20 protein-coding genes and 1 riboswitch are annotated in these 25,504 nt (G+C 70.8%); of the genes, 10 read left to right on the top strand and 10 right to left on the bottom strand.

Going from position 1 to position 25,504, the window contains the following annotated elements; genetic code table 11:
* Positions 1-26: 26 nt before the first annotated feature.
* Positions 27-1,538: an MmgE/PrpD family protein gene (locus FRCN3DRAFT_RS0222975; RefSeq protein WP_007511339.1), complete on the bottom strand. Its 1,512-nt coding sequence runs from the start codon at positions 1,536-1,538 to the stop codon at positions 27-29.
* Positions 1,539-1,710: 172 nt separating this feature from the next.
* On the opposite strand from FRCN3DRAFT_RS0222975, the gene FRCN3DRAFT_RS0222970 reads away from it, so the two are divergent.
* The gene (locus FRCN3DRAFT_RS0222970; RefSeq protein WP_007511340.1) at positions 1,711-2,229 is read left to right on the top strand and encodes a flavin reductase family protein; all 519 of its coding nucleotides are present in this window, start codon (positions 1,711-1,713) and stop codon (positions 2,227-2,229) included.
* Between the two features lie 90 nt (positions 2,230-2,319).
* Positions 2,320-3,060 carry a GntR family transcriptional regulator gene (locus FRCN3DRAFT_RS45770; protein ID WP_007511341.1) on the top strand — a complete coding sequence of 247 codons (741 nt, stop codon included), beginning with the start codon at positions 2,320-2,322 and terminating at the stop codon, positions 3,058-3,060.
* 121 nt (positions 3,061-3,181) lie between these two features.
* On the opposite strand, the gene FRCN3DRAFT_RS0222960 is transcribed toward FRCN3DRAFT_RS45770, so the two are convergent.
* Positions 3,182-4,549, bottom strand: a complete 1,368-nt coding sequence (locus tag FRCN3DRAFT_RS0222960) for an LLM class flavin-dependent oxidoreductase (RefSeq protein WP_007511342.1) — start codon at positions 4,547-4,549, stop codon at positions 3,182-3,184.
* Between the two features lie 273 nt (positions 4,550-4,822).
* Positions 4,823-5,051, top strand: a riboswitch (cobalamin riboswitch).
* A gap of 246 nt (positions 5,052-5,297) precedes the next feature.
* On the opposite strand from FRCN3DRAFT_RS0222960, the gene FRCN3DRAFT_RS0222955 reads away from it, so the two are divergent.
* The gene (locus tag FRCN3DRAFT_RS0222955) at positions 5,298-7,811 is read left to right on the top strand and encodes a ribonucleoside-diphosphate reductase subunit alpha (protein ID WP_007511343.1); all 2,514 of its coding nucleotides are present in this window, start codon (positions 5,298-5,300) and stop codon (positions 7,809-7,811) included.
* Positions 7,802-8,833 carry a ribonucleotide-diphosphate reductase subunit beta gene (locus tag FRCN3DRAFT_RS0222950; RefSeq protein WP_035925121.1) on the top strand — a complete coding sequence of 344 codons (1,032 nt, stop codon included), beginning with the start codon at positions 7,802-7,804 and terminating at the stop codon, positions 8,831-8,833. Before FRCN3DRAFT_RS0222955 ends, FRCN3DRAFT_RS0222950 begins: the two co-directional genes overlap by 10 nt.
* 4 nt (positions 8,834-8,837) lie before the next feature.
* Here FRCN3DRAFT_RS0222950 and FRCN3DRAFT_RS0222945 read toward each other — a convergent pair whose 3' ends face one another.
* Entirely contained in the window at positions 8,838-9,956 is a 1,119-nt protein-coding gene (locus tag FRCN3DRAFT_RS0222945) for an enoyl-CoA hydratase/isomerase family protein (RefSeq protein WP_007511346.1), read from the bottom strand.
* Positions 9,957-10,118: 162 nt separating this feature from the next.
* Between FRCN3DRAFT_RS0222945 and nicT the strand changes: the two genes are divergently transcribed.
* The gene (nicT, locus tag FRCN3DRAFT_RS0222935) at positions 10,119-11,309 is read left to right on the top strand and encodes a Nickel transporter NicT (protein ID WP_007511349.1); all 1,191 of its coding nucleotides are present in this window, start codon (positions 10,119-10,121) and stop codon (positions 11,307-11,309) included.
* A 173-nt stretch (positions 11,310-11,482) separates the two neighbouring features.
* Here nicT and FRCN3DRAFT_RS0222930 read toward each other — a convergent pair whose 3' ends face one another.
* The 4 genes from FRCN3DRAFT_RS0222930 to FRCN3DRAFT_RS0222915 all read right to left on the bottom strand — a co-directional run bounded on the left by FRCN3DRAFT_RS0222930 (position 11,483) and on the right by FRCN3DRAFT_RS0222915 (position 14,987).
* Positions 11,483-11,713 (bottom strand): hypothetical protein, encoded by a 231-nt coding sequence (locus FRCN3DRAFT_RS0222930; RefSeq protein WP_007511351.1) that lies wholly within the window; start codon positions 11,711-11,713, stop codon positions 11,483-11,485.
* Positions 11,714-11,863: 150 nt separating this feature from the next.
* Positions 11,864-13,210, bottom strand: a complete 1,347-nt coding sequence (locus tag FRCN3DRAFT_RS55245) for an EAL domain-containing protein (protein ID WP_007511352.1) — start codon at positions 13,208-13,210, stop codon at positions 11,864-11,866.
* 577 nt (positions 13,211-13,787) lie between these two features.
* On the bottom strand, positions 13,788-14,096 hold the full coding sequence (locus FRCN3DRAFT_RS0222920; protein ID WP_007511354.1) for a DUF6458 family protein: 309 nt from the start codon (positions 14,094-14,096) through the stop codon (positions 13,788-13,790).
* Between the two features lie 228 nt (positions 14,097-14,324).
* Complete coding sequence (locus FRCN3DRAFT_RS0222915; protein WP_007511356.1) at positions 14,325-14,987, bottom strand: TetR/AcrR family transcriptional regulator; 663 nt, start codon at positions 14,985-14,987, stop codon at positions 14,325-14,327.
* Positions 14,988-15,435: 448 nt separating this feature from the next.
* On the opposite strand from FRCN3DRAFT_RS0222915, the gene FRCN3DRAFT_RS0222905 reads away from it, so the two are divergent.
* Positions 15,436-17,541 carry a PKD domain-containing protein gene (locus tag FRCN3DRAFT_RS0222905; protein WP_007511358.1) on the top strand — a complete coding sequence of 702 codons (2,106 nt, stop codon included), beginning with the start codon at positions 15,436-15,438 and terminating at the stop codon, positions 17,539-17,541.
* A 128-nt stretch (positions 17,542-17,669) separates the two neighbouring features.
* Here FRCN3DRAFT_RS0222905 and FRCN3DRAFT_RS49745 read toward each other — a convergent pair whose 3' ends face one another.
* Positions 17,670-18,209, bottom strand: a complete 540-nt coding sequence (locus tag FRCN3DRAFT_RS49745; protein ID WP_007511360.1) for a hypothetical protein — start codon at positions 18,207-18,209, stop codon at positions 17,670-17,672.
* Positions 18,210-18,948: 739 nt separating this feature from the next.
* Between FRCN3DRAFT_RS49745 and FRCN3DRAFT_RS54235 the strand changes: the two genes are divergently transcribed.
* Positions 18,949-19,125, top strand: coding sequence for a hypothetical protein (locus FRCN3DRAFT_RS54235; RefSeq protein WP_007511362.1), 177 nt, complete (start codon positions 18,949-18,951; stop codon positions 19,123-19,125).
* On the opposite strand, the gene FRCN3DRAFT_RS0222890 is transcribed toward FRCN3DRAFT_RS54235, so the two are convergent.
* Positions 19,106-19,735, bottom strand: a complete 630-nt coding sequence (locus FRCN3DRAFT_RS0222890) for a hypothetical protein (protein WP_007511365.1) — start codon at positions 19,733-19,735, stop codon at positions 19,106-19,108. The two genes, FRCN3DRAFT_RS54235 and FRCN3DRAFT_RS0222890, sit on opposite strands and share 20 nt — an antisense overlap.
* 348 nt (positions 19,736-20,083) lie before the next feature.
* Between FRCN3DRAFT_RS0222890 and fusA the strand changes: the two genes are divergently transcribed.
* From fusA to FRCN3DRAFT_RS0222870, 3 genes are all read left to right on the top strand, one after another.
* Positions 20,084-22,195, top strand: a complete 2,112-nt coding sequence (gene fusA, locus FRCN3DRAFT_RS0222880) for an elongation factor G (RefSeq protein ID WP_007511369.1) — start codon at positions 20,084-20,086, stop codon at positions 22,193-22,195.
* A 331-nt stretch (positions 22,196-22,526) separates the two neighbouring features.
* Positions 22,527-23,312: a ferritin-like domain-containing protein gene (locus FRCN3DRAFT_RS0222875; RefSeq protein WP_007511371.1), complete on the top strand. Its 786-nt coding sequence runs from the start codon at positions 22,527-22,529 to the stop codon at positions 23,310-23,312.
* A complete protein-coding gene (locus tag FRCN3DRAFT_RS0222870; RefSeq protein ID WP_007511373.1) occupies positions 23,309-24,151 on the top strand; it encodes a ferritin-like domain-containing protein in 843 nt (280 codons plus the stop codon). The genes FRCN3DRAFT_RS0222875 and FRCN3DRAFT_RS0222870 overlap by 4 nt, the downstream gene beginning before the upstream one ends.
* 134 nt (positions 24,152-24,285) lie before the next feature.
* Here FRCN3DRAFT_RS0222870 and FRCN3DRAFT_RS0222865 read toward each other — a convergent pair whose 3' ends face one another.
* Complete coding sequence (locus FRCN3DRAFT_RS0222865; RefSeq protein ID WP_007511374.1) at positions 24,286-25,494, bottom strand: amidohydrolase family protein; 1,209 nt, start codon at positions 25,492-25,494, stop codon at positions 24,286-24,288.
* Positions 25,495-25,504 lie beyond the last annotated feature (10 nt).

Genomic DNA, 25,504 nt, shown 5'->3' with positions numbered 1-25,504 from the left:
CCTTCTGGTCGCTGGTTTCCTGCTGGCTAGAAGAGCCCGCCTGCGCAGCTGGCGGGCAGGGGCCGGTCGGGTACGAGGGTCAGCTCGCCCAGCTCGTCCGGGCGTAGCTCCGGCAGCCGCACCGCGGCGTCGAGGAAGCGGTCCTGCTCGCCGGTCGGCACGACGCCCGCCGCCAGCCGGCGGAACTTCGCCACGTACTCGGACCGCCCGAACGGCCGGGCGCCGAGCGGGTGCGCGTCGGCGACGGCGATCTCGTCCTCGACCACCGAACCGTCCGCGAGGGTGACAACGACCCGGCCGCCGAACGCCTTCTCGGCCGGGTCGGTCGCGTGGTAGCGGCGGGTCCACTCCGGGTCCTCGACCGTGGTGATCTTCCGCCACAGCTCGACGGTGTCGGGCCTGGCGGCGCGCTCGGGTGCATAGGAGCGCTCGTGATGCCAGTCGGAGTCCTGCAGCGCGACGGCGAAGATGTACGGGATCGAGTGGTCCAGGGTCTCGCGGCTCGCCGTCGGGTCGTACTTCTGCGGGTCGTTCGCGCCCGAGCCGATCACGTGGTGGGTGTGGTGGCTGGTGTGGATGACGACGTGGCGCACCGTCGCCAGCTCGGGGCCGAGGCGGGGGCCGAGGCGGCGGGCCAGGTCGATGAGCGCCTGGCTCTGGTACTCCGCCGAGTGCTCCTTGGTGTAGGTGTCCAGGATGCCGAGCTTGGGCTCGCCGGGGCCGGGCAGGCCGACGACGTACCGCGCCTGTGGGCCGTCGAGCAGCCAGGCGATCACCCCGTCCTCGCCCTCGTAGATCGGCGACGGCGCGCCCTGGCCCCGCATCGCCCGGTCGACCGCCTCGACGGCGATCTTCCCGGCGAACGCTGGCGCGTAGGCCTTCCAGCTGGAGATCTCACCCTTGCGGGACTGGCGGGTCGTCGTCGTGGTGTGCAGCGCCTGGCCGACGGCCTGGTAGACGGTCTCGGTGGGCAGGCCGAGCAGCGTGCCGATCCCGGCCGCGGCCGACGGCCCGAGGTGCGCGATGTGGTCGATCTTGTGCTTGTGCAGGCAGATCGCGCGGACCAGCGCCACCTGGATCTCGTAGCCGGTCGCGATGGCGCGCAGCAGCTCCCGCCCGCCGAGCCCGACGTGCTGGGCGGTTGCCAGGATCGGCGGGATGTTGTCGCCGGGATGGGAGTAGTCGGCGGCGAGGAAGGTGTCGTGGAAGTCGAGCTCGCGCACGGCGACGCCGTTCGCCCAGGCCGCCCACTCGGGGGAGACCCGGGTCTCGGGCGCCACGCCGAACACCGTGGCGCCGGCCCGCCCGGCCGCCGCGGGGTGCCGCAGCGCCTGCTCCCGGGCCGCGGCGACCGGCCCGCGGGCCAGCGACGCCGCCGCGACGCCGGCGTTGTCGATCATCCGGTTGATGACCATCTCCGAGACCTCGCCGGTCACCTCCACCGGGTCGGTCGCGACGGCGGCGATCTTCCAGGCGAGCTGCTCGTCCCGGGCCAGCCGCTCCTCGCTGCGGTAGACGCGCACCTTGTGCTCGATCATGCGGTCACACCTCTCCTCGGGGCGAGTCTCTCTCCGGTCCGGCATCTTGGCCTGGGACGGGTCGGGAGCCCCAACCGATGGTCCGATCGGACAGTTGGCCGGCTGGAGACCGGGGCCGGCCGAAGCCATGCACTCCTTGACACCTGATATATCAATCCGGCAGGCTGTTCTTGTGACAAGTGCGGCAGACAGCCCCCGTACGGATCTGGCGGACGACGCGCCGCGGCTCTTTCGCGAGGCCATGTCGCTGTTTCCCAGCGGCGTGACGATCGTGACGACGGCCGACCACACCGGGCGCTGGTGGGGCTTCACCGCCAGCTCCTTCTGCTCGGTCTCCATGGACCCGCCGCTCGTACTGGTCTGCCTCGCGGCGACGGCCGAGTGTCATCCGGTGTTCGCGGCGGCCGAGCGGTTCGTCGTGCACGTGGTGCATCCCGAGCACGCGGACCTCGCCGTCCGCTTCGCGACCAGGGGTGCTGACAAGTTCTCGGACGCCGGCTTCCGCTCGAACGAGCACGGTCTGCCCGTCCTCGACCGGGCGAGCGCGACGTTCGACTGCGTCACCCACGCGGTGCAGCCGGCGGGCGACCACTCGATCCTGCTGGGCCGGGTCGAGCGGACCTGGGTCGGCGACGATCTTCCCGCCGTCTATTTCCGCCGCAGGTTCCATCTCATCGGGGACGTCGCCTGAGACATTCCTCTCTGATATACGCTGATGGCCGTGTCAGCGTCGAGTCACCTACATCCGCCTGCTGGCGGAGTCATCGAGGGTGAGCGAGCGGTGACAACAGACGCCCCGGCTTCGGCGGGTGACGCCGACGGGACCGGCCTTCGTCGGCTCCGGCTGGGGGCGACCGCCAGGGACCGGGTGGCCGACGTTCTGCGCGACCAGATCATGAGCGGCCGGTTCGGCCCGGGGACGCGCATCGACCTGGACGAGACCGCCGCCTGGCTGGGCACGAGCCGGACCCCGGTGCGGGAGGCGTGCCTGACGCTGCAGTTCGAGGGGCTCGTCCAGGTCGCTCCCCGCAGCGGGGTCACCGTCATCGGCCTGCGCCAGCGCGACGTCGAGGACAACTTCGCCCTCAGCGCCCAGCTCGCGGGCTCCGCGGCGGCCTGGGCCGCGGAGCGGATCTCGGTGACCGCCCTCGACGAGGTGCGGCGGCTCGCCGATGGCGTCCGCGTCGCCGTCGAGGCCGGCGGTGACCCGAAGATGCCGAACTTCCTGTTCCACCGGGCGATCAACCGGGCCAGCGACTCGGTGCGGCTCATCGCGCTGATCCGCCAGACCGGGCGGATCATCCCGTGGTCCTTCTTCGACATGGTTCCCGAGCAGGCGGGCTGCGCCCTGCGGGAGCACGACGACATCGTCGACGCGCTTTCCGCCCGCAACGCCGCCCGCGCCCGCCGGGTCTCGGAAGAACATGTGATCAACGCCGGCCGGCTGCTCGTGGCCCGGATGTTCGGCCCTCAGCCGGCAGGCGACGCCGCTCCCCTGCCAGGCACCAGCGTCGCCAGCTAGCACGGTTCCCGGCGGGGTTCGCCGAACCGCCGGCGCGGAAATCGCCAGGACCGTACTCGGATCCGAACGTCGAACCGTTGCCTGTTCGGATCCGAGTACGGTCCCGCTGATCAGCCTCCCGTCAGGCTCCCGGTGCCGCGAAACTGCTGGCGGGCCGGGCGAGGCCCAGGTTCTCCCGCAGCGTCGAGCCGGTGTAGCTGGAGCGCATCAGGCCGCGGCGGCGCAGCTCGGGCACGACCATCCGGACGAAGTCCTCGAACGCGCCGGGGAAGTGCGTCGCGGCGAGGACGAAGCCGTCGCAGGAGCGGCTCTCGAACCACTCCTGCATCTGGTCGGCGATCTGCTCGCCGGTGCCGACGAACCGTGGGCCCTGCAGCAGGGAGGCCCGGTGGCTGGCGAGGGTGCGCAGGGTCAGCTTCCCGCCGCCGAGGTGCCGCTTCACCCCCTGGACGAGACCGCGGATGCCGGAGATGGAGGCGATGAGCTCGTCGGTGATCTCGTCGTCGAGCGAGTAGCCGGAGAAGTCGTGGTTGGTGAGCTCGGACAGCAGCGTCAGCGACGCCAGTGGGTGCACGAGCTCGTTGAGGAAGATGTTCTCCTTCTCCCGGGCGATCGCCTCGGTCTCGCCCACCACGGCGTAGACCATCGGCAGCATGCGCACGGCGGCCGCGTCGCGTCCCTCGGCCGTGATCTGCTCCTTCTGGGCCTTGTAGTGCTCGAGGGCGACAGCCTGGCTCGGGTCCGCGGTGAAGATCAGGTCGGCCCACCGGGCGGCGAAGCGCTGGCCCCGGCCGGACTGGCCGGCCTGGATGATGGGCGGGCGCCCCTGCGGCGGGCGGGGCACCGTGAGCGGGCCGCGCACGTTGAAGTACTTGCCCTGGTAGTTGATCTCGTGGACCTTGGCCGGGTCGGCGAAGATGCCCGCGGCGCGGTCCAGGACGAGGGCGTCGTCCTCCCAGGAGTCCCACAACTGGGTGACGATCTCGATGAACTCCTCGGCGCGGTCGTAGCGCTCGTCGTGGCCGAGGTGCTGCTCGACGCCGAAGTTGCGTGCCTCGGCGTCGTTCACCGAGGTGACGACGTTCCACGCCGCCCGGCCGCCGCTGAGGTGGTCGAGGGTGGCGAAGGTGCGCGCGACGTGGAACGGCGGGTAGTAGGTCGTCGAGTAGGTCGCCCCCAGACCCAGGTGCGACGTCGCCGCGGCGGCGGCACCCAGCACCGCCGTCAGGTCCATCTTGACGGGACGGGCGCCGTAGCGGACCGCGTCGTCCGGGGACCCGCCGTAGATCGACGGCATCGCGAGGCGGTCGTCGAAGAACATCAGGTCGAACGTGCCGTCCTCGAGCGTCCGCGCGATCCGCTGGTAGTAGCGCAGGTCGAGGAAGTCCGGCGCCGAGTTCGGGTACCGCCAGGAGCCCGAGTACACCGACACGTTCGAGGCCTGCATGAAGGCGACCAGGGTGAGCTGATCGTCGCGTCCAGCGGACACGTCCACCCCTCTCAAGGTTGATATATCAGAGATGTGGTCACAGTAGACCCTCGGTGCGCCGCCGGGTCAACTCGGACGGAGAACATCGGGCGGAGAACAAGCAGCGTAGGACCGCCCCTCGCGGGTGTGTCCGCGCCCGTCCAGGCCGCCGCGGCGCCTCGCCGCGGCCCCGTTCGGCTCGCCGTGACGCGGCCGGATCCGGGGTCGACAGGGTGGCACGCATCCGCCGCGACACAACATGTGGGCTACTTGCAGGCCTGTGATTCTCATATGTAGGGTGAGGCACGCACTGGTTCGGCCGTCCCGCCAAGGGCGGCCGTCGTAAGAGGGAACCCGGCGAGAGTCCGGGACTGCCCCGCAGCGGTATGTGGGAACGACCGCCGTCAGGAGCACTGGGCGCGCGACGGCGCGCCTGGGAAGCGACGGCCAGTAGGTCCGTCGGCGCCACCGGTGCCGACGGGAGCCCACGAGTCCGAAGACCTGCCAGCGCGCCGCGCGCGAACACGCGCGCGGCGGTCCGACGGCCTCGAGGGAGGGCCGGGATCACCGTGCCGGAGCTTGTCCGGGCACGGGCACCTCGTCGGTCGCCACCATGGCCTGGCATCGTCGCGCCCCTGGTCGGTCGCGCCGCGTCGCCGCCGTGCGCCGGACCGTCAGGTGCCCGCCTGCCGGGATGCCCCCGAGACGGTGGCCTCCTCCCTGACGCCACCGGTCCAGACCGACGAGCGGACTCGCGCGAGGAGAGACGTTGACCGTCACCGAATCGTCCCCGACAGCAGACCCTGGCCTCGGGGCCAAAGGACGCGCGAAAGAAGATCATTTCCGCGCGTCCTTTGGCTCGACCGGCACCCAGGCGATGCGGGTCCGCCATCGCGGCGGCACGCTCGAACCCGTCGACGTCAGCGGGATCGCCGACGCGGTGGCACGCCGCGCGGATGATCTCGATCGGGTCGACCCGCTCCGGGTCGCGTCCCGCACGATCGGGGGGCTCTATGACGGGGTGAGCGCCGAGGAACTCGACAAGCTCGCCGTGCAGACGGCCGCGGACCTGATCGGTGAGGAGCCGCAGTACTCCCGGCTCGCCGCCCGCCTGCTCGCCGCGCTCATCGCCGACGAGGTCGCCGGTCAGGGGATCACCTCGTTCAGCGAGGGCGTCGCGAACGGCCACCGCCTCGGCCTCATCGGCGACCCGACCGCCGCGTTCGTCGCCGCGCACGCCGCCGAGCTGGACGCGCTCATCGACCCGGACGCCGACCGGGCCTTCGAGTACTTCGGCATCCGCACCGTGGCGGACCGCTATCTGCTGCGCCATCCGCGCACCCGGCTGGTCGTGGAGACCCCGCAGCGCTGGCTGCTGCGGGTCGCCTGCGGGCTGTCCCACGACGTCGCCGAGGCCGCCGAGCTGTACCGGTTGATGGCGTCGCTCGCCTACCTACCGAGCTCGCCGACGCTGTTCAACGCGGGCACCGCGCATCCGCAGATGTCGAGCTGCTTCCTCGTCGACTCGCCCCGCGACGAACTGGAGTCCATCTACGAGCGGTACAGCCAGGTCGCCCGGCTGTCGAAGTTCGCCGGCGGCATCGGGATCGGCTTCTCCCGGGTGCGGTCCCGCGGCGCGCTGATCCGCGGCACGAACGGGCGTTCCAACGGGATCGTGCCGTGGCTGCGCACCCTCGACGCCTCGGTCGCCGCCGTCAACCAGGGGGGCCGGCGCAAGGGCGCCGCCTGCGTGTACCTGGAACCCTGGCACCCCGACATCGAGGAGTTCCTCGAGCTGCGGGACAACACCGGCGAGGACGCCCGGCGCACCCACAACCTCAGCCTCGCGCACTGGATCCCGGACGAGTTCATGCGCCGGGTGCGCGCCGACGAGTCGTGGTCGCTGATGGACCCCGACGAGGTCCCCGAGCTGACGGACCTGTGGGGCGACGAGTTCGACCGCGCCTACCGGGCGGCGGAGACCGCGGGGCGCTACGTCCGCCAGCTGCCCGCGCGCGACCTGTACGCCCGGATGATGCGCACGCTCGCGCAGACCGGCAACGGCTGGATGACCTTCAAGGACGCCGCGAACCGGACTGGCAACCAGACCGCCGAGCCGGGAAACGTCATCCACCTGTCGAACCTGTGCACCGAGATCCTCGAGGTCACCAGCGACGCCGAGACCGCGGTGTGCAACCTCGGCTCGGTGAACCTGGCCCGACACCTGCTGGCGCCCCGGCTCGCGGACGGCGACCCGTCGACGTCCTCGACGGCCCCGACAGCGGACCCGGGTGGGCGGATCGACTGGGCGATGCTGCGGGCCACCGTCCGCACCGCGGTGACGTTCCTCGACCGGGTGATCGACATCAACTACTACCCGACCGGCGAGGCCGCCGCGAGCAACCCCCGGTGGCGGCCGGTGGGGCTCGGCGTGATGGGACTGCAGGACGTCTTCTTCGCGCTGCGGCTGCCGTTCGACTCCGCCGCCGCCCGGGAGCTTTCCACCAGGCTCTCCGAGGAGATCGTGCTCACCGCGCTCGAACGGTCCGTGGAGCTCGCCCGCGAGCACGGCCCGCACCCGGCGTTCGCGCAGACCAGGGCCGCGCGTGGGGTGCTGCACCCGGACCACTTCGACGTGACGCCGTCGCAGCCGGCCCGGTGGGCCGCGCTGCGGGCCGACATCGTCGAGCACGGCCTGCGCAACTGCCTGCTGATCGCGATCGCGCCGACCGCGACCATCGCGTCGATCGCCGGCTGCTACGAGTGCATCGAGCCGCAGGTGTCCAACGTGTTCAAGCGCGAGACGCTGTCCGGCGAGTTCCTGCAGATCAACAGCTACCTCGTCGAGGAGCTGCGCGGCCGGGGACTGTGGACGGCGCCTGTCCGGGAGCGGATCAGGGCGGCCGAGGGTTCGGTCCAGGAGATCGGCGAGCTGCCGGACGACCTGCGGGTCCTGTTCCGGACCGCCTGGGAACTGCCGCAGCGAGCGCTGATCGACCTGGCGGCGGCGCGGACGCCCTACATCGACCAGAGCCAGTCGCTGAACCTGTTCATGGCCGACCCGAACATCGGCCGGCTCTCGTCGATGTACTCCTACGCCTGGTCGAGCGGCCTCAAGACGACGTACTACCTGCGGTCGCGGCCCGCGACCCGCATCCAGCAGGCGACGGTGACGGCGGCGACCCACACCATCCCGACCCAGGAGACTCCGCGGGACGGCGAGGAGGCCGCGGCCGTCGCCTGCTCCCTGGAGAACCCCGAGATCTGCGAGGCATGCCAGTGACGACGCCCGCCGCTGGAACTGGGCCGATGCTGCTCGACCCGGGTATGAGCCTCACGCTGCGGCCGATGAGCTATCCGGCCTTCTACGACCGTTACCGGGCGGCGATCCGCAACACGTGGACCGTGGAGGAGGTCGACCTGCACTCCGACCTCGCCGACCTGCACCGGCTGAGCCCCGCCGAGCGGCACCTGGTCAACCGGCTGGTCGCCTTCTTCGCGACCGGCGACACGATCGTCGCCAACAACCTGGTCCTCAACCTCTACCGCCACATCAACGCGCCGGAGGCCCGGCTCTACCTGTCCCGGCAGCTGTTCGAGGAGGCCGTGCACGTCCAGTTCTACCTGACGCTGCTCGACACCTATCTCCCCGACGCCGACGAACGCGCCCAGGCATTCGCCGCCGTCGAGAACGTGCCGTCGATCCGCGCGAAGGCACAGTTCTGCTTCCGCTGGATCGACACGCTCGGCGGCCTCGACCAGCTGAGCACCCGCGCGGACCGGCGGGCTTTCCTGCTCAACCTCATCTGCTTCGCCGCCTGCATCGAGGGGCTGTTCTTCTACGGCGCGTTCGCCTACGTCTACTTCCTGCGCTCCCGGGGCCTGCTGCACGGGCTGGCGTCCGGCACCAACTGGGTGTTCCGCGACGAGTCCATGCACATGGAGTTCGCGCTCGACGTCGTGCGGACCATCCGGGCGCAGGAGCCGGATCTCGTCGACGGCGAGTTCGAGGCCTCGGTGCGCCAGATGCTCGCCGAGGCCGTCGACGCGGAGACCGAGTTCGCGCGGGACCTGCTGGCGGGGGGCGTCGCCGGGATGACCGTCGTCGACATGCGCGCCTACCTGGAGCACGTGGCCGACCGCCGGCTCGTCCAGCTCGGGTTCGCCCCGATGTTCGGGTCGGCGAACCCGTTCTCGTTCCTCGAGCTGCAGGACGTGCAGGAGCTGTCGAACTTCTTCGAGCGCCGGGTCTCGGCCTACCAGGTCGCCATCGCCGGCTCGGTCTCCTTCGACGAGGACTTCTGACCGGTCATCGGGTCGCGTTCCGGCGGGTACGAGCGGGGCTTCGGTCCAGGTCGAGATCGAGGTCGCCGCCCGGAGGCACGGCGAAGAACCCCGCGACCAGGGCGGCGTCGACGTCCGCGAGCGCGGGCGGCGACCAGCGCGGCGAACGGTCCTTGTCGATGATCTGTGCCCGGATGCCCTCGGCCAGGTCGGGGTGGCGCAGGCAGGCGGTGGAGACGCGGAACTCCTGGACGAGCGCCGCGTCCAGGTCCGCGAGCCCGGCCACTCGGCGCAGCGCGGCCAGCGTGACGGCGAGCGCCGTGGGCGACTTCGCCGCGATCTCGTCGGCCGCGGTGGCCGCCGCCGGATCGCCGCTGGCGCGCAGGCGCGCCAGGATCTCCTCGACGCTGTCCGCCGCGTAGCAGGTGTCGATCCAGCCGCGCTCGGCGGCGAGGTTCCCGCTGCCGGCGGGGACGGCCAGCGCGGCGACGGCGTCGCTCGGCGCCGTCCCGGCCGACAGGGCGCCGACCAGTGCCGGCAGCCGCTCGGCGGGGACGAGGTGGTCGGCGAGCCCGGCCGTGATCGCGTCGGCGCCGGACAGGCCGCCGGCGGTGAGCGCCGCGTGGGTGCCGGTCTCGCCGGGCATCCGGGAGAGCAGCCAGGTCCCGCCGACGTCGGGCACGAACCCGATGCCGGTCTCCGGCATGGCGATCCTGGAGCGCTCCGTGACGACGCGGACCGAGCCGTGCGCGGAGATCCCGACGCCGCCACCCATCACCAGGCCGTCCATCAGCGCGACGTAGGGCTTCGGGTAGTGGGCGATGAACGAGTTCAGCCGGTACTCGTCGGCCCAGAAGTCCACGGATCCAGTTCCGCCGGACCGCGCGTCGCGGTAGAAGGCCCGGACGTCGCCGCCGGCGCACAGTCCGCGCTCGCCGGCGCCGTCGACGACGACGCAGGTGATCGAGTCGTCGGCGGCCCAGTCGTCGAGCGCCTCGATCATCGCGAGCACCATGGCGTGCGTCAGCGCGTTGATCGCCTTCGGTCGGTCGAGGGTGAGTCGGCCGACGCGGCCGTCGACGCGGCGGATCACGTCGTCGGTACCCTCCGTCGCCAAGGTGGCGATGGACGTGGCGGCGGTCATCGGGCCTCCGCCAGCACCGAACGGGACGCGACCACCCGGATGATCTCGTTGGTGCTCTCGGGGATCTGGCGCATCCGTGGGTCTCGCATGATCGTCTCCAAACCAAACTCCGTGAGGTATCCGCTAGTTGCGAAGATCTCGCAACAACGAGATGGTGGCAGCATGGCTCAAGCAGCTCCCAGCGCCGGCGGGCTCACCCTGTCGTCGCGGCTGACCCAGTTCCGGCAGAGCCTCAGCGGCGCGGACAGGCGGTCCCTCGCCGGGATGACCGCGTTCATCGTGCTGCTGCACGCGTTGGGCTTCGTCGTCCTGCTCACCCTGGTCACCCCGCACGACTACCACCTCGGCGGCGACCACCCGATCTTCACCGCCGGCGTCGGCGTCCTCGCGTACACCTTCGGCCTGCGGCACGCCTTCGACGCCGACCATATCGCCGCGGTCGACAACGCCACCCGCAAGCTCATCGCCGACAACGTCGCGAAGGAGGCCGCAGGCAGCGGGCGCCAGCGCCGGCCGCTGTCCGTCGGGTTCTGGTTCTCCCTCGGCCACTCGACCATCGTCTTCGCGCTCGCGTTCCTGCTCTCCGTCGGCGTGAAGTCCCTGGTCGGCCCAGTCGAGGACGACTCCTCCAAGCTGCACACCATCACCGGCGTCATCGGCCCGTCCGTGTCCGGCGTCTTCCTGTGGATCCTCGGGATCCTCAACCTCGCCGCCCTGATCGGCATCATCAAGATCTTCCGCGGGATGCGGAACGGGACCTACGACGAGCAGGAGCTCGAACGCCGCCTCGACTCCCGCGGCTTCATGAACCGCTTCCTCGGCGGCCTGACCAAGACCGTCACCAAGCCGTGGAACATCTACCCCGTCGGCGTCCTGTTCGGGCTCGGCTTCGACACCGCCACCGAGGTCGGCCTCCTCGTGATGGCCGGCGGCGCCGCCGCGTTCAACCTGCCCTTCTACTCGATCCTGGTCCTGCCGATCCTGTTCGCCGCCGGCATGTGCCTCATGGACACCATCGACGGCGTCTTCATGAACGCCGCCTACGGCTGGGCGTTCGCCCGCCCCGTCCGCAAGGTCTTCTACAACCTGACGATCACCAGCATCTCCGTGGTCGTCGCCCTCGTCGTCGGCACCATCGAGCTCATCGGCGTCCTCGCGGACCGGTTCACGATCGAGTCCGGACCACTCGCCTGGATCGCCAACATCAACCTCGACTACACCGGCTATGTCATCGTCGGACTCTTCTTCGTCGCCTGGGCCGTCGCCCTGGCCATCTGGTACTTCGGCCGCGTCGAGGAACGCTGGACCGCCAGCCTGACCGCCGAGCCCGCCCCCACGACCGAATCGGTCTGACCACGACACCAACCCAGCTCCGGTCGCCGGCGAACACCGGACGTCCTGGAACCTGGATGCCTCAGGGGCATCGGGCCAGCCAGTCAGCCGCGTTTCAGTGAAAAGGACTGGCTTGCCGCCGCGGCGCATCGGCCGCGGCGGCCGGCCAGTCCGTCGGCGGCCAGCGGTCGTGGCTAGACGACGGGTGCGCCCTCGCCCTTCTGGTGGGCGCCGCGCTCGATGTGCTCGCGGTAGGCGGCGTCCTCGGCCGGGGTCGTGGTCAGGCCGTCAGCGGCGCGCATCGCGTCCTCGTCGATCGGGCCAACGTCGGCTCCGGTCACGGACTCGTCCCTGCGTCGGCCCTCCTCGGCCTCGGCGTACGCGTCGGAGTTGCGGAAGTCGGGATCGCGTTCCGGGTTCGGCATTGAATCGGCTCCACTTCCGAAAGGCTGTGCCGGCTGGCTGTGCTCACCTGCCTGCGGACCTTCCCAAGGATGGCGCCGTCAACCCGATCAGCCTGCTGCTTCCCGACCCCCGACCCCCGACCCTGAGCCCGATCCCGATCCTGACCCCGGTCATGCGGCCGAGGGAAGCGGTCTCGGCACCCCGAGGTAGAAGCCCTGAGCCTGGTGGACGCCCGCGGAGACGAGAGACCTCAGCTCGCCCGCCGTCTCGACGCCCTCGGCGAGCACACAGGCGCCGATGTCGCCGGCGAACTGGGCGAGGGCCGAGGCGAGCGCGTGCAGGTTCCGGTCGGTGTCGATCCGCTGGGTCAGCTGCCGATCCATCTTGATCACATCGGGTAGCAACTGGACGAGGTGGTGCAGGCTCGCGTAGCCGACACCGACGTCGTCGACGGCGGTGCGCACACCGCGGGCGCGCAGGTGATCCAGGGCGGCGCGGGTCGCCGGATAGTCCTCGATGCGCTCGTGCTCGGTGACCTCCACGATGATCCGGTCCGTGGGTTCGCTCGCGAGCAGCTTCGCCAACCGGCCGGACGCGACGGTCGCGGGCGAGGCGTTGACCGCGATCGCCAGCCCGTGAGGAAGGCGGGGGAGAACGCGCAGGGCCGCGTCGATCGCGGAGAGCTCGAGGTCTGTACCAAGACCGACCGAGACGGCGTCCGCGAACCATCGCTCCGGTGAGCCGAACCCGGGTGGGAACCGGGCCAGCGCCTCAGCGCTGGCCATCCGCATCGTGGCCAGATTGAACACGGGCTGGAACACCATCTTCGGCCCGCCGTCGTCGATCACCCCGCGGATCCGACGGAACCGCCGGTCACGCATCTGCCAGGCGGCGCCCGGTTCGCCCGAACCCGGTTCGCCGACACCGCGTTCGGAGACAGAAGGTTCGGCGACACCCGGTTCGGCGACACCGGGTTCGGAGACAGAGGGTTCGGCGACGGAGTACGACAGCGCATCGGCGAGCAGGGAGAGGAAATGCCCGTCCTTCTCCTGCAGCCTCGGGTCCGGCTCATGGCTCATACAGGTGAGCAGGCCATAGATCTGACCGTCAGCGCAGCGGACCTGCGCCGTGACGAGCGCGCCTATCCGCGGTCCGGTCCCCAGCTCACCGGCGGCCGGGTCGCCCGCCGTCCGCCGGTTCGATCGCACATCCGGCAGGACGGGTGGCAGCCGGCCGTCCCGGAGCTTCCCGCACAGCGACTCCGGATCGGCGGACACGAACCCGGGCGCGATTCCGAATGACTCCGCGTCGCCCTCGGTGGCCTCGACCACGAGGGCGTCACCGGCGGACCGCGAGAGGCAGGAAAGCTGCATGTCCAGGTGCTGCCGAGCCACTGACAGCATCCGGCGCACGGTCTGTCCCGGACGGTCGGGGCCGGCGCCGGCTGCCCGGCCCGCTCCCGCATCGCGGCATGTACACCCGTCGGCCACGTCGTCCCCCTCCGAGCCCCGCTCCATGGGTGACTCCCGACAATGCACAGGGATACCCCGACTGCGCCCCGGTTATGCCGAACTACTTACCGTGGCCGACGAGGCTGACCGCGAGCGGGCGGCGTGAAGACGAGCGGACGGCGCGATGACGAGCGGAAACCGCTACGACGAAACAGCCGCGGGCCCACCCACCGTGGTGGGCAGGCCCGCGGCTGTTACCGGCCGGCGCCGTGGTCTGTCAGTGGCGGGCGCTCGTCGTCGAGTGAGTCCGCGAGCGGCGACGCAGCCGCCGCAGACCCCGTGCCCCTGACCGGTCGGCCGCGTTCACGTCACGCCGAACCTCATGGCGGAGCCTCCGTAGCAACTTCATCGTTTCCTCCTCGGGCCTCGTCGTGTCCTTCGTCCGTCCGGACTTCGTCGTCCTGTCGCCGGCCTGGTCGTGACATGCCCGCCGCGGCGCCTATAACACTTCTCGTCCCGCGGTTCCTGTCTCAGTCGGTGTGCCGGAGTTCGTCAGGTCGGCGTTCGTCAAGGTCAGAGGTCGTCAGGTCGTCAGGTCGTCAGGTCGGCGGTCGTCAAGGTCGGCGGTCGTCGCGTGTTCGGTTCAGCGAACCGGCGGCCGGTAGTCGGTCGTCACCCGGCGGTCGTACTGCGTGGTGCGGGTCGCCGGGGCGTCGTCGTAGACCTCGACTTCAGGCTGCTGCGGCGGGTAGACGTCAGGCTGCTGCGGGTACACGACGCGCTGCCGCCGGCGCGGGGCGAACAGGAAGATGTCGAGAACGATCCCGGCCGCGCCGGCCACCATCAGCACCACGCCGATGACGGCGATGTCGAGCCCGGAAATCGAGACGTCGACGGCGAACGTGAGGATCGCACCGACCGCCATGAGGAAGATGCCGGCACCGATACCCATCGTGGGCTCCCTTCGGGGTGCCTCCCGGCTGGAGGCGATCACTTCGTGGCGTACCCGAAGAGATCGCTGGTATTCGATGGATACCGAGCGGATTGTGTTCCCAAATCCCGGGTGTGGCGCTGCCGACCCTTTTGGGGGTGCTGACCTGCGGTTTTGTGGCCCGCGCCGAGGGGCGGCTGGGTCGGACCGCATCGTCTCGTCGTGGTCTCACGACGGTTGGTTTTCCGTTCAGATCCCGTTGGGTGGCTCGATCACGGCGCGCGCCGCCTCCATCCAGTTCTGCCCCGAGAGCCTGCGAAACGCCTGGACGACCAGCGCGCCGAGGTCGAAGTCGGGGGAGAGGAGCCACTGGGCCGCGAGGCCGTCCCAGGCGGCCACGAACTGCCGCGCGACCTCTACCGGATCAAGGCTCGGATGCGCCTGGCCGGTCTTCTGGCGTTCGGCGACGAGGCGACCGTAGGCCTCGACGGCGACCCGGTTGTACCGGGCGAAGTAGTCCTCCGCCGGATGTCCGGGAGTCGCGGCGAGGCCGGTGAGGGCGAGCCGTAGCCGGAGCAGTGGCTCTCGCCGGGTCGAGACGCGCGCGGCCTCGGCGAGGGCGTCGATGTCGAGGCCGGCCAGGCCGTCCGCCGTGCGTACACCGTCCTTCTCGGCGTGGTGCACGGCGAGCTCCTGATCTCGTTCCAGGGCGGCGAGCAGGAGGTGGTCCTTGCTCGGGTAGTGGTAGAGGACCGTCGCCTCGCTCGCGCCCGCCCGCAGCGCGACCTCGGCCGTGGTCACGTTCGCGTGCCCCTTCTCGACGACCAGGTCGAGGACCGCCTGGGCGATCTCCCGGCGACGGGTTGCCGTCCGGGCGTAGTGACCGCGCGGGCCGCGGGCCGTGGAAGCCATGCAGCCGACCTTACCGACCTCAACTCTGAGTCAGTGGTAATAAGCGTTGCGTTCTGTGGTCGATGCCGGGCGAGGTCGCCCTCCGATCCCGTCAAGGTGACGTCGAATTTAAAAGTTGACTCAGGTTTGGGCGTAGGTCAGGATCGCCAGCGTGCCGACGCGGCCGGTCGAGGCGCGCGAGATCCGGTCGGAACCGGGGCGGCTGGAGGCCGGGCGGCCGGAGGCGCCCCGATGCCCGGGGGCGTGGTCTCGGGTCCGGGCCGGATGGCGGTGTGCCATCCGCAGGGGGCCGCGACGAACAAGCCGGGAGCCCCGCCGACGGGCCGCGGGCGTCGACGCGTCTCCAGGCCAGACGATCATGGGAGGAAATGTGAGGCGTTTGTTAACGCGATCGACCGCCGGGGGCGGTGGTGGTCGAAGTCGATCATTGTTTTCCGTTCCAGCGGCGGTGGCGATCGTCGGCATCGCCGCGGTCGCGTCCTGTTCGTCGAATGCTGACGCCGCCCCCAGCTCGCCGACCACTCCCGCGCAGGCGTTGAAGAGCAACGTCGGGAGCCCGTTGACCATCGGCACCGAACCGACGGCGGGAGCGCCCTGCGAGACCGGGGACAACGGCGGTCCCCTGGTGACCGAGTCCTGTGTCGACCCGGCGCTGAACAAGCCCTACGTGGACCTCGATGAGCGCCGGACGATCACCGATCCGGCCACCAGGGTCACCGTGAACGTCCGCTACGTGCACGGCGGCTTCACGGGGACCGCCGGGAAGTTCTCCTTCTACTTCCCGGACAAGTACGCCGGTCGGTTCTTCGAGTCGACCTACCCCACGCTCTCCACCGAGGACGCTGATCCGGCGACGGTCGTCTTCGCGATCTCGAACAACTCCTATGTGGTGTCGGACAACAATGCCGGCGGCCTGCCCGCGGGCGGCGTGATCGCGGGTTACGAGCTCAACGCTGCGTCCGCGAAGTTCTCCCGTGTGGTCGCGGCACAGGTATACGGCGACTCCGCCCGGCCGCGTGGCTACCTGTACGGCGCGAGTGGCGGTGCCTACCAGACCCTCGCCGCGATGGAGAACACCGACGGCGTCTACGACGGCGCGGTACCGATGGTCCCCGGCACCTCGAACGCGCTCCCGAGCAATCTGACCGTGGAGTCGTTGGGGCTGCGGGTGCTGAAGGACAAGCTCCCCCAGATCGACGACGCGATGGAGCCCGGCGGCAGCGGTGACCCCTACGCCGGCCTCGACGCGGAGCAGCGGGCGGTCCTGCGCGAGACGGCCCGGCTCGGCTTCCCGCTGAACGGCTGGTGGGACTACGCGAACATGAGCCCCAACCAGGTCGCGGCCATCGGCGTGGGCGTCCGGGTACTCGACCCGACCTATGTGGACGACTTCTGGACGAAGCCGGGATATGCCGGCACCGACCCGGCCTCGTCGGTCGCGAAGGCCCGGATCCAGTACACCGCCACCGTCACGGGCCTCGTCGGCTCACCCCCGACCGGCCTGGAGCTCTCCGGCCCGCCGACCGGCGACCTGACCGGCGCCGACATCGACGTCACGAGCGGCGCCGCCGCGGGCAAGTCCGTCGCGCTCGACAGCGCGAGTGGGAACACCCTCACCTTCGAACGCGGCGCGGACACTTCGGTGACCAGCGCGATCAAGCCCGGCGACCAGGTACGCCTCGACAACTCCTGGTATCTCGCCCTGCAGTACTACCAGCGCCACCAGGTCCCACCTGCCGACCAGGGCCTGACCGCGTGGGACCAGTTCCGCGACGCCAGCGGCAAGCCGCTCTACCCGCAGCGGGCGGCGCTCACAGGGCCGGTCTTCGCCCAGCAGGGCAGCGGCGGAGTTCCCACCGGCAGGTTCCACGGAAAGATGATCATGCTGGCGTCGACCCTCGACGCCCTGGCGTTCCCCTGGTCTGCCGACTGGTACCGCCAGCAGGCCAAGGCCATCCTCGGATCGAACCTGGATGGCAGCTACCGCCTGTGGTACATGGACAACGCCGGACACGGCCCGCCGCCCACGAAGGCCGCCCTGACCCACATCGTCAGCTACGACGGTGAGCTCCAGCAGGCGCTGCTCGACCTCGACGCCTGGGTCACCCGCGGAACTCCACCCCCCGCCACCACGGGTTACACGATCGACGAGAACACCCAGATCCACCTCGCCACCACCGCCGACCAGCGAGGCGGCGTCCAGCCGGTCGTCAGCCTGAGCATCACCAAGGTCGGAAAGGACAAGATCAAGCCGGCCGTCCGCGCGGACGCGAGGACCGGTCAGGCCGTCACCCTCTCCGTGGACGCGCGGGAGCCACCGGACGCCGGCAGGATCACCCGAGTCGAATGGGACTTCGACGGAACCGGCAGCTACTCGGAAAGCTCCAGACTCGGCAAGATCGATAGCTCCGTGCGGCTGACCACCAACCACGTTTTCACCAAGCCCGGTACCTATTTCGCCGTCGTCCGGGTCACCTCTCAGCGGCAAGGAGACGCCGGGGCGGCCTACACCCTCGTCCAGAATCTCGGCCGCGTCCGGATCGTCGTCAAATAGAAAGTGGCCTGACCTCGCGAGGAGCTTTGCGCGCTAAATGTCGCGGTTCGCGGCACTCGGGCCGCGAACCGCGACTCATGCGGCTGTCTGTGCTTCTGGCCGCGCCGCCGGGCACCCGGCGGTTGGCCTCAGCTGGGCGTCGGTGCCGCCGGGGTGGCAGGTGGCACCGACGCACCGGCGGGGGTGCCATCGCTCGCCGGCTGCCGCGGGTACCAGCAGACGGTCGACCAGTCGGCGCCGCGGTCACCACCGAAGTACCAACCGGCAGGCAGGAGCGTCCCCCAGTCGACCGCCAGGGGCGTCGTGAAGTCGACCGGGAGCTCGTTCGGGATCTGCAGCGGCAGCGCGCCCTGGTGGCAGCCGGTGCCGCCCGGGCGCACGAGGGGATGGCCCGCCTTGTGCTGGGTCTTGCAGGCGATCAGCGTCCCCGGCGGCCAGAAGTATCCGCTCAGCGCGTAGAAACCGGTGTCTATGTGGACGGCCGAGTGAACCGGCGCGTCTGTACCAGGAATGATTATGTTCGCCCGAATACCGCTCGGGCAGGTCGCGCTTGGCAGGCCGCCGGCCTGAGCGACGCCGCCCTCGCTCGCGATAAGCGCGAACGACGCGGCGAGCAGCACCGGCACCAGTGCCCAGCGTGTTTTTCTCGTCCTTGCTGTTCCCAGCATCCTCGAAACCTCCTCATCCCTGGCCGGTAGGCGCGGGCGGCGGATCGCGGCGCCCGCGTCGAACTCAGAGCCGGCGGGCCGACACCGCCGGTGGCCGGTGTTCCGCCGGATCGGCGGGACGTCGGACGGCAGATTAGACCCGAGGAATGGGTGGACAAGGAATCCGTGCCGGGCCTCGCCGTGTCGGGAATCCGACCCGGCCGGCGCGCACCCGACGGGCCCCGCGGTGCTCACGTTACCGTGATCCGTTGGGGATTATCGCATTCCTGGACGATACTGTCGATGCGGATGTCACGGCCGGATTCCCCCGGCGCGCGAGGTGGTTTGCCTGGGTACCGTGCCGCTAGGCGGGATGACGGGCCGGGGCTCTGGGAATGTTGCAGGGGCAACTTCGCGTGTGGTTTCCGCGTCATTAACTCGCACAGCTGAGTAGCAGATTCTCCTGGCCAGTTCAGCCCCGTTCAGTGCGGGCCCGTGCCGCCCGTATGTGGCCGAACCGGCCGCGATCCGCGCCGCCTGGCGGCGAACCTGCCAGCCAGCACCAGCACGGCGGCAGCCGTGACCAGCGCCCGGCGCGAGCGCGGCTACGGCCGGCCCGCCAGGCCCGAACCGCCCTCCCGCGGCGCCGGTCGAGCCGTCCGAGGCGGTCGAGCCGTCGGCGCTGGACGAGCCGCCGACCGCGACCGCCCGCCCCCGCGCCGCCGCGCGCCCTCGCGCGGCGAGGGCGGTCGGCGCGTCTGTGGCGCTGGTCGTCCTCACGCTCACGCTGAGCCTGCCGGCATGGCCGGCCCGGGCCGCCGTCAGCATCACCCCCCGACCGACCGCCGCGCTCGGCTCACCGACACTGACGGTGACCATCCCGGCGTCCGCGGTCGCGGGCGCGTACAGCTGCGTGCTCACCCACTCGGTGGCCTGACTTCCACCCGGTGTCCCGCCGATGGGCCGGCGAGTGCCGCCGCCACCGCATACGGCAGGTGCCGTGGCCATACCAACAGGCCGCGCGCCAGTGACCGGATTCCCAGGCGCAATGGTGTCAACCTGTCCACGCAGTGCCGCCAGGCAGCGATCTCGTCGGCGGCGAACCGGGTTCCGGCCAGCCCGGCCCGGAAACGCCGCGCGTCCCCGCCGTCATTGCGCCATGACGCAAGCCACGCCCGCACCTCGGCGTCGGAGGACGGCAGCGTCCAGCTCCGCAGACCCTCCGCGACCCGCCCACCGGCCGCGATCACGAACCCGTCCGCGCCACCACCCGCGATCGAGTGAACCCGGCCGGAGCTGCGGCCGCCGGCCCGGATCGACGCCGAACTGAACCGGGCCCGGACGGCGAGCGCCGCCACCGCGTGCCCCGCCTCGTGCCAGGCGGTGACCACGGCCTCCGCGCGGGCGGGCGCGTAGGTCCCGGCGAACCCGCCCTCGTAGCGCTGCCTGATCCAGACGTCGTGGACGAGTGACTCGTCGTCGTAGCGCGCGAGACGGGCCAGCTCGGCCCGCACCGCCTCCAGGGTCCGCGTTTCCCCCGGTGTCATCTCGCGACTATGGCACCCGGCGGGAAATCCGGTCGACGTGGTCGGTGAGCGCCCCTAACATCACCCGCACCAGACCGTGATGATGGGAGACCGGAGATGACAGTCCCGCGTTCCCAGCAGCGCGCCGCCGCCCGTCGGGCCGCCGCGCTGTCGGTCGGGCGCGTGCTGCACCGGTTCACGCTGGCATCCACCGCCGCCCGCGGTTAGGCCCGGCGGCGTTCCGCCACAACCGCCGTATCGACGCGTCCCCTCGTCCGGCCTTCCGGCCGGCGACGTCCGCGTTCCGTCCGCCTGACCGCGGGCTCCCTCGTGTCCATTCATCGCGAACACGACCTGGGAGAACCGGCGATGACACCGGCGCGTACCAACCACACCGGCCCGGCAGAGCTCCGCACCATCGGCATCATGGCCCACATCGACGCCGGCAAGACCACCATGACCGAGCGGATCCTGTTCTACACCGGCACCACCTACAAGATGGGAGAGGTCCATGACGGCACGACGGTCATGGACACCACCGCGCAGGAACGGGACCGCGGTATCACGATCACGGCGGCGGCGACCCGCTGCGCATGGCGCGGCCACACCATCCAGATCATCGACACCCCTGGCCACGTCGACTTCACCGTTGAAGTAGAACGGTCGCTTCGGGTTCTCGACGGCTGCGTCACCGCCTTCGACGGGGTCGCCGGCGTCGAACCGCAGACCGAGAACGTGTGGCGGCAGGCGGACAGGTACGACGTGCCGCGGCTCTGTTTCGTCAACAAGATGGACCGGGTCGGCGCCGACCTGTTCCGCTGCGTCGACATGATGGTCGACCGGCTCGGCGTCACTCCGCTGGTGACGCAGCTGCCGATCGGCTCCGGGCCGGACTTCGCCGGCGTCGTCGACCTGGTGGAGATGACCGCCCTGACCTGGGTGGGCGACGACCTCGTCGTCGGCGAGATCCCGGCCCGGCTGCGGAAGGAGGCCCATGACCACCGGGAACGGCTGCTGGAGACCCTCTCCGCGGTGGATGACACGGTGCTGGAGCGGTACCTCGGCGGCGACGTCGACCTGACCGACGTCGGCCTGACCGCCGCCGAGATCAGGGCCGGCATCCGCCGCGCCACGATCGCGGGTGCCGCCAACCCGGTGCTGTGCGGGTCCGCGTTCAGGAACAAGGGAGTCCAGCCGTTGCTGGACGCGGTCGTCGACTACCTGCCGAGCCCGCTGGACGTACCGCCGGTATCTGGCGTCACTCCGGACGGAAGGTCCACGGTGCAACGTCCATGCGCGCCCGACCAGCCGTTCGCCGCGCTCGCGTTCAAGGTGCAGATAGACCAGCACCTGGGCAGGCTCACCTATCTCCGGGTCTATTCCGGGCAGGTGGCCGGCGGCGCTCAGGTGATGAACACGACCCGGGACCGGAAGGAGAGGATCGGCAAGGTCTACCAGCTGCACGCCGACCGCCGCACCGAAAGGCCGGCGGCCACGGCCGGCGAGATCGTCGCCGTGCAGGGCCTGAAACACACCACCACCGGCGACACGCTGTGCGATCCGGCGCGCCCCGTGCTGCTGGAGTCGATGACGTTCCCGGAACCGGTGATCTCGGTCGCGGTCGAACCAAGGACCAGGGCCGATTCCGACGGGCTCCCGGCGGCGATCGCGAGTCTCGCCGCGGAGGACCCGACGTTCCGGGCCCACCAGGACCCGGAGACCGGGCAGACCATTCTCGCCGGCATGGGCGAGCTGCACCTGCAGATATTGGTCGAACGGATGCGCGCCGACTTCGGCGTCGCCGTCACCATCGGCGCCCCGCGGGTGTCGTACCGGGAGACCATCGGCCGGGCGGTCGAACAGGTGACGTACCTGCACAGGAAACAGGACGGAGGGCGCGGGCAGTATGCGAAGGTCGTCGTCAACGTGGCGCCGTTGCCACGCACCAGCCCGGACGATCCGACGTACGAGTTCCACAACGTCGTCACCGGGGGCGCGGTGCCGAAGGAGTACGTCCCGGCCGTCGAGGCCGGCATCGGCGACGCCATGCAGGCCGGGGTGCTGGCCGGCCAGCCGGTCGTCGGGGTCCGGGTGGAGCTCGTCGACGGGCAGCACCACGAGAAGGACTCCTCCGACGTGGCGTTCCGTACCGCCGCAGCCATGGCGTTCAGGGCGGCGGCCCGCCAGGCCGGTCCGGTCCTGCTCGAGCCCGTGATGGCCGTCGAGGTCGTGACGCCACCGGAGTACCTCGGTGACGTCATCGGCGACCTCACCGCCCGCCGCGGCACCGTCCGCACGCTGGACGACCGTCGCGGCGCCCGGGTGGTCACCGCCGTCGTTCCACTGGCGGAGATGTTCGGCTATGTCGGTGACCTGCGTTCCCGCACCCAGGGCAGGGCCACCTACTCGATGCGCTTCGACCGTCACGCCGAGGCGCCCGCGCAGGTGACCCGCCAGGTCGTGGCCAGGTTCGCCGGCTAGACACCGCCCTGACCAGGCAGAACACGTCGTGCCGCCGGGCCCGTTCTCCGGGCCCGGCGGCACGACCCCGTACGGGCCACGCCGCCCGCGGCGTCGGCCGCGTATTCCTGCGAACTCGCACCCATCCGCCCAGCCGATGGCTCCGAATACCTCTTGTAAGCAGCCGGTGCTGGCCGCGTCATCGTCAACCCGTCGTGTGATCAACAGTATGTGATCGTGGCGGTACGCACACCGTTGGCACGGCCACCACTGGCGGCATCGGTGACCTATGTGCTCATAGGTGAGCACCCATGGTGACCGTCGAGCCTCATCGGCAATCAGGAGGGATGCGGTGTCTGACACCGTTGACGACCGACGCCTGCGGGAACTGAGCGAGGCGTCCGAGGACCTGCACAGTGATGCCATGCGGGGCAGCCGCGTGGCCGTCGCCGACCTGGTCGAGTCGACCGAGCCCGCCACCAGATCGGTACGGCGCGGCGCGGCCCTGGCCGTCGGCCTGGCCGGCGCGGGGGTGCTCGCGACGGCGACCCGTGGCTCGGCGGCGACGATGGACGTGGCGATCCTGCAGACCGCCGCGTCGATCGAGAACCTGGCGGTCAGCACCTACACGACGGCGCTGACGCTGCCGTTCATCGGCGGTGCCGAGGCGAACGCCGTCGTGAAGGCGTTCGCGATGACGACGATGAAGCAGCACGTGGATCACGCCGGGGCGTTCAACGCCGCGGTGGTCAGGCTCGGTGGTCAGGCCCAGAGCGCTCCGGACCCGAAGTACGCGAAGGTCGTCGAGGAGGCGATACCGACGATCAAGGGTCCCGGCGACGTCGTGTCGCTCGCGATCACCCTGGAGGACGTCGCCGCGCAGACCTACACCAAGAACGTCAGCCAGGTGGGCAGCTCGATGCTGCGCCAGCTGTTCGGCAGCGTCGCCGCCGTCGAGGCGCAGCACCGGGCCATCCTGCTCGCGGTCTCGGCGCTGCTCGGTGGCGGCGCGGCCGACCTGATCGCGTTGCCGCCCGACGCGGCGAAGCTCCCGAAGGCCGCCGGTGGCGTCGGCTTCCCCGACGCCTTCTACCCGACCTCGATGGCCTCCCCGGCGACTGAAGGAGCGGTTGCATGACCCGGAACGACCAGACCCGACACGACCAGATCGGGCCGGACGGGCGTCGGCGCGGCGAGATGGGCATCGGAGACGCGGAACTGCGCGCGCTGACGAAGGATCTCGACGGGCTGCATCGGGACACCTTCCCGACCGCGTTGGAGCAGCTGCGCGACTCGACCAGCACCACGCGGGCCATGATCGGGAGGGTGGCCGGCAGAGCGACCAGCCGGCGTGGCGTGCTGCTCGGTGGCCTGGCCGCGGCCGGAGCGGGTCTGCTCGCGGCGTGCGGCGGCTCGGACGGGGGCGGGAACCGGCCGGCCATGGGGGCGACCCCCACCCGGGCGGCCAGCCCGTACACCGGCGACCTGAGGGTGGTCGCGCTGGCGGCCGCGTTGGAGAACCTCGCCGTCGCCGCCTACACGATGGCGCTGGCGAAGGCGACCGCCGGCGACTACGGCACGGTGCCGGCCGCCGTCGGCGAGTTCGCGACGGTCGCCCGCGCGCAGCATGTCGATCACGCGAAGGCGTGGAACGGGGTGCTGTCCGGAGCCAAACTGCCGATGATCACCGGAACGCCGCTGACGATCGCCGCGTCGGAGGTCGCGAAGCTGAAGGCGACGAAGTCGGTCCCCGAGCTCGCCACCTTCGCGCTCGGCCTGGAGAACGCGGCCGCGCACACCTACCTGTACGCGATGACGAACGTGACCGACAGCGGCGGCATCGCGACCGCGGCGACGATCGCGCCGGTCGAGGCCATGCACGCGGCCGTGCTGACCTTCATCGCCGGGGACTACCCGGTGCCCGACGCGTTCCTGGACACCAGCTCCGCCGTCGGCCCAGCCGCACTGACCGCCTGACCCGCCGGGCACCCTCCTCGCGGTGTCGGCCACCCCCGCGAGGAGGGCCACCCGGCCCGGCGACCGCAGCCAGTGCGCTGCTCGGCGAGCCTGCCCGATGAGCCTCGGCAGCAGGCCTGCCCGGCGTAGCAGGCCTACGCGGCGATCGTCGGCCAGTCACTGCTCTGGGGGAGCGGCTGGCGGAACAGCCTCGCGGCGTTGCCACCGGCGATCATCACGGCCTCATGCTGGGGGATGTCGGCGAAGCGCTTGCGCAGCAGGTCCTGCGAGCCCGGCCAGGTCGAGTCGGCGTGCGGGAAGTCGGTCTCGAACAGGATGTGGTCGACGCCGATCATGTGGCGCTGGTCGAGCGTGCCTGGGTCGTCGAGCATGCAGAAGTAGAAGTTGCGGCGCAGCGCCTCGCTGGGCGTCACGTCGTAGGTCCACGGCGTGCCGCCGCTGCCGGAGTGTGCGAGCACGTAGTCGAGGCGGTTGATCGCCATCGGCACCCAGCCGATGCCGCCCTCGCTCAGCGCGATCTTCAGATTCGGGTAGAGCGCCGGGATGCCCGCCCACACCCAGTCGACGGCCGCGCAGAAGGCGCCGGCCGGGAACAGCGACGTCTGCACGTTCAGGCCGCCGCCGGGTGAGCCCTGCAGGACGAAGCCGCTGGCGCCGCAGTGCAGCGAGATGACCGTGTCGGTCTCCTCGCACGCCTTGAAGAACGGCTCCCAGTGCTTGTGGTTGGTGATCGGCGGGAGCTTGAGCAGGTGCGGCGACTCGAGGAACGACACCGACGTGAAGCCGAGCTCGGCGTTGCGGCGGACCTCGTCGGCGGCGACCTTCGGGTCCTTGAACCAGGGCAGCTGCATCGGGATGAAGCGCTCCGGGTAGGCGCCGTGCCATTCCTCGATCATCCAGCTGTTCCACGCGCGGACCGCGGCGAGGCCGACCTCCTCGTCGTTGTTCATCGACAGCACGCGGCCGGTGAAGCCCCACGCGCCGGACGGGAAGCACAGCGACGCCCAGATGCCGTCGAGGTCCATGTCCTTCACCCGGGCGTGCACGTCCCACGCGGCCTGGCGCATCTCGCTGAAGTTCAGTGGGTCGAGGGTCCATTCGGACTTCGGGCGCCCGGCGACGACGCTCATCCCGTTGTCGCGGTAGAGGCGGTCCCGGTAGAGCCAGGCCTCCGACCCGTCCGGCGTCGTGATCACCTGAGGTGCCTGGTCGCGGAGGTTCGCCGGGAAGCGCTTGACGAAGATGTCGGCGGGCTCGGTCAGGTGATCGTCCACCGAGACGATCGAGTAGCTGCGTTCCTGCGGCTCGGGGTCCGGAAGCAGCTGCCAGTTCGGCCTCGGCATCGTGTGCTCC

This window comes from Pseudofrankia saprophytica (genome assembly GCF_000235425.2).
In the GTDB taxonomy this organism is placed as follows: domain Bacteria; phylum Actinomycetota; class Actinomycetes; order Frankiales; family Frankiaceae; genus Pseudofrankia; species Pseudofrankia saprophytica.
Note: the sequence above shows the minus strand (reverse complement) of the source record. Positions and strands in the feature narration are given on the sequence as shown.

Bases quoted from the DNA above. Each gene is read 5' to 3' on its own strand.
- FRCN3DRAFT_RS0222920 (WP_007511354.1), bottom strand. From the start codon at position 14,096: ATGGGTATCGGTGCCGGCATCTTCCTCATGGCGGTCGGTGCGATCCTC.
- fusA (WP_007511369.1), top strand. From the start codon at position 20,084: ATGACACCGGCGCGTACCAACCACACCGGCCCGGCAGAGCTCCGCACC.
- FRCN3DRAFT_RS0222975 (WP_007511339.1), bottom strand. From the start codon at position 1,538: ATGATCGAGCACAAGGTGCGCGTCTACCGCAGCGAGGAGCGGCTGGCC.
- FRCN3DRAFT_RS0222870 (WP_007511373.1), top strand. From the start codon at position 23,309: ATGACCCGGAACGACCAGACCCGACACGACCAGATCGGGCCGGACGGG.
- FRCN3DRAFT_RS49745 (WP_007511360.1), bottom strand. From the start codon at position 18,209: ATGCTGGGAACAGCAAGGACGAGAAAAACACGCTGGGCACTGGTGCCG.
- FRCN3DRAFT_RS0222945 (WP_007511346.1), bottom strand. From the start codon at position 9,956: ATGACCGCCGCCACGTCCATCGCCACCTTGGCGACGGAGGGTACCGAC.
- FRCN3DRAFT_RS0222890 (WP_007511365.1), bottom strand. From the start codon at position 19,735: ATGACACCGGGGGAAACGCGGACCCTGGAGGCGGTGCGGGCCGAGCTG.
- FRCN3DRAFT_RS0222930 (WP_007511351.1), bottom strand. From the start codon at position 11,713: ATGCCGAACCCGGAACGCGATCCCGACTTCCGCAACTCCGACGCGTAC.
- FRCN3DRAFT_RS0222915 (WP_007511356.1), bottom strand. From the start codon at position 14,987: ATGGCTTCCACGGCCCGCGGCCCGCGCGGTCACTACGCCCGGACGGCA.
- FRCN3DRAFT_RS0222865 (WP_007511374.1), bottom strand. From the start codon at position 25,494: ATGCCGAGGCCGAACTGGCAGCTGCTTCCGGACCCCGAGCCGCAGGAA.
- FRCN3DRAFT_RS0222950 (WP_035925121.1), top strand. From the start codon at position 7,802: ATGCCAGTGACGACGCCCGCCGCTGGAACTGGGCCGATGCTGCTCGAC.
- FRCN3DRAFT_RS55245 (WP_007511352.1), bottom strand. From the start codon at position 13,210: ATGGAGCGGGGCTCGGAGGGGGACGACGTGGCCGACGGGTGTACATGC.
- nicT (WP_007511349.1), top strand. From the start codon at position 10,119: ATGGCTCAAGCAGCTCCCAGCGCCGGCGGGCTCACCCTGTCGTCGCGG.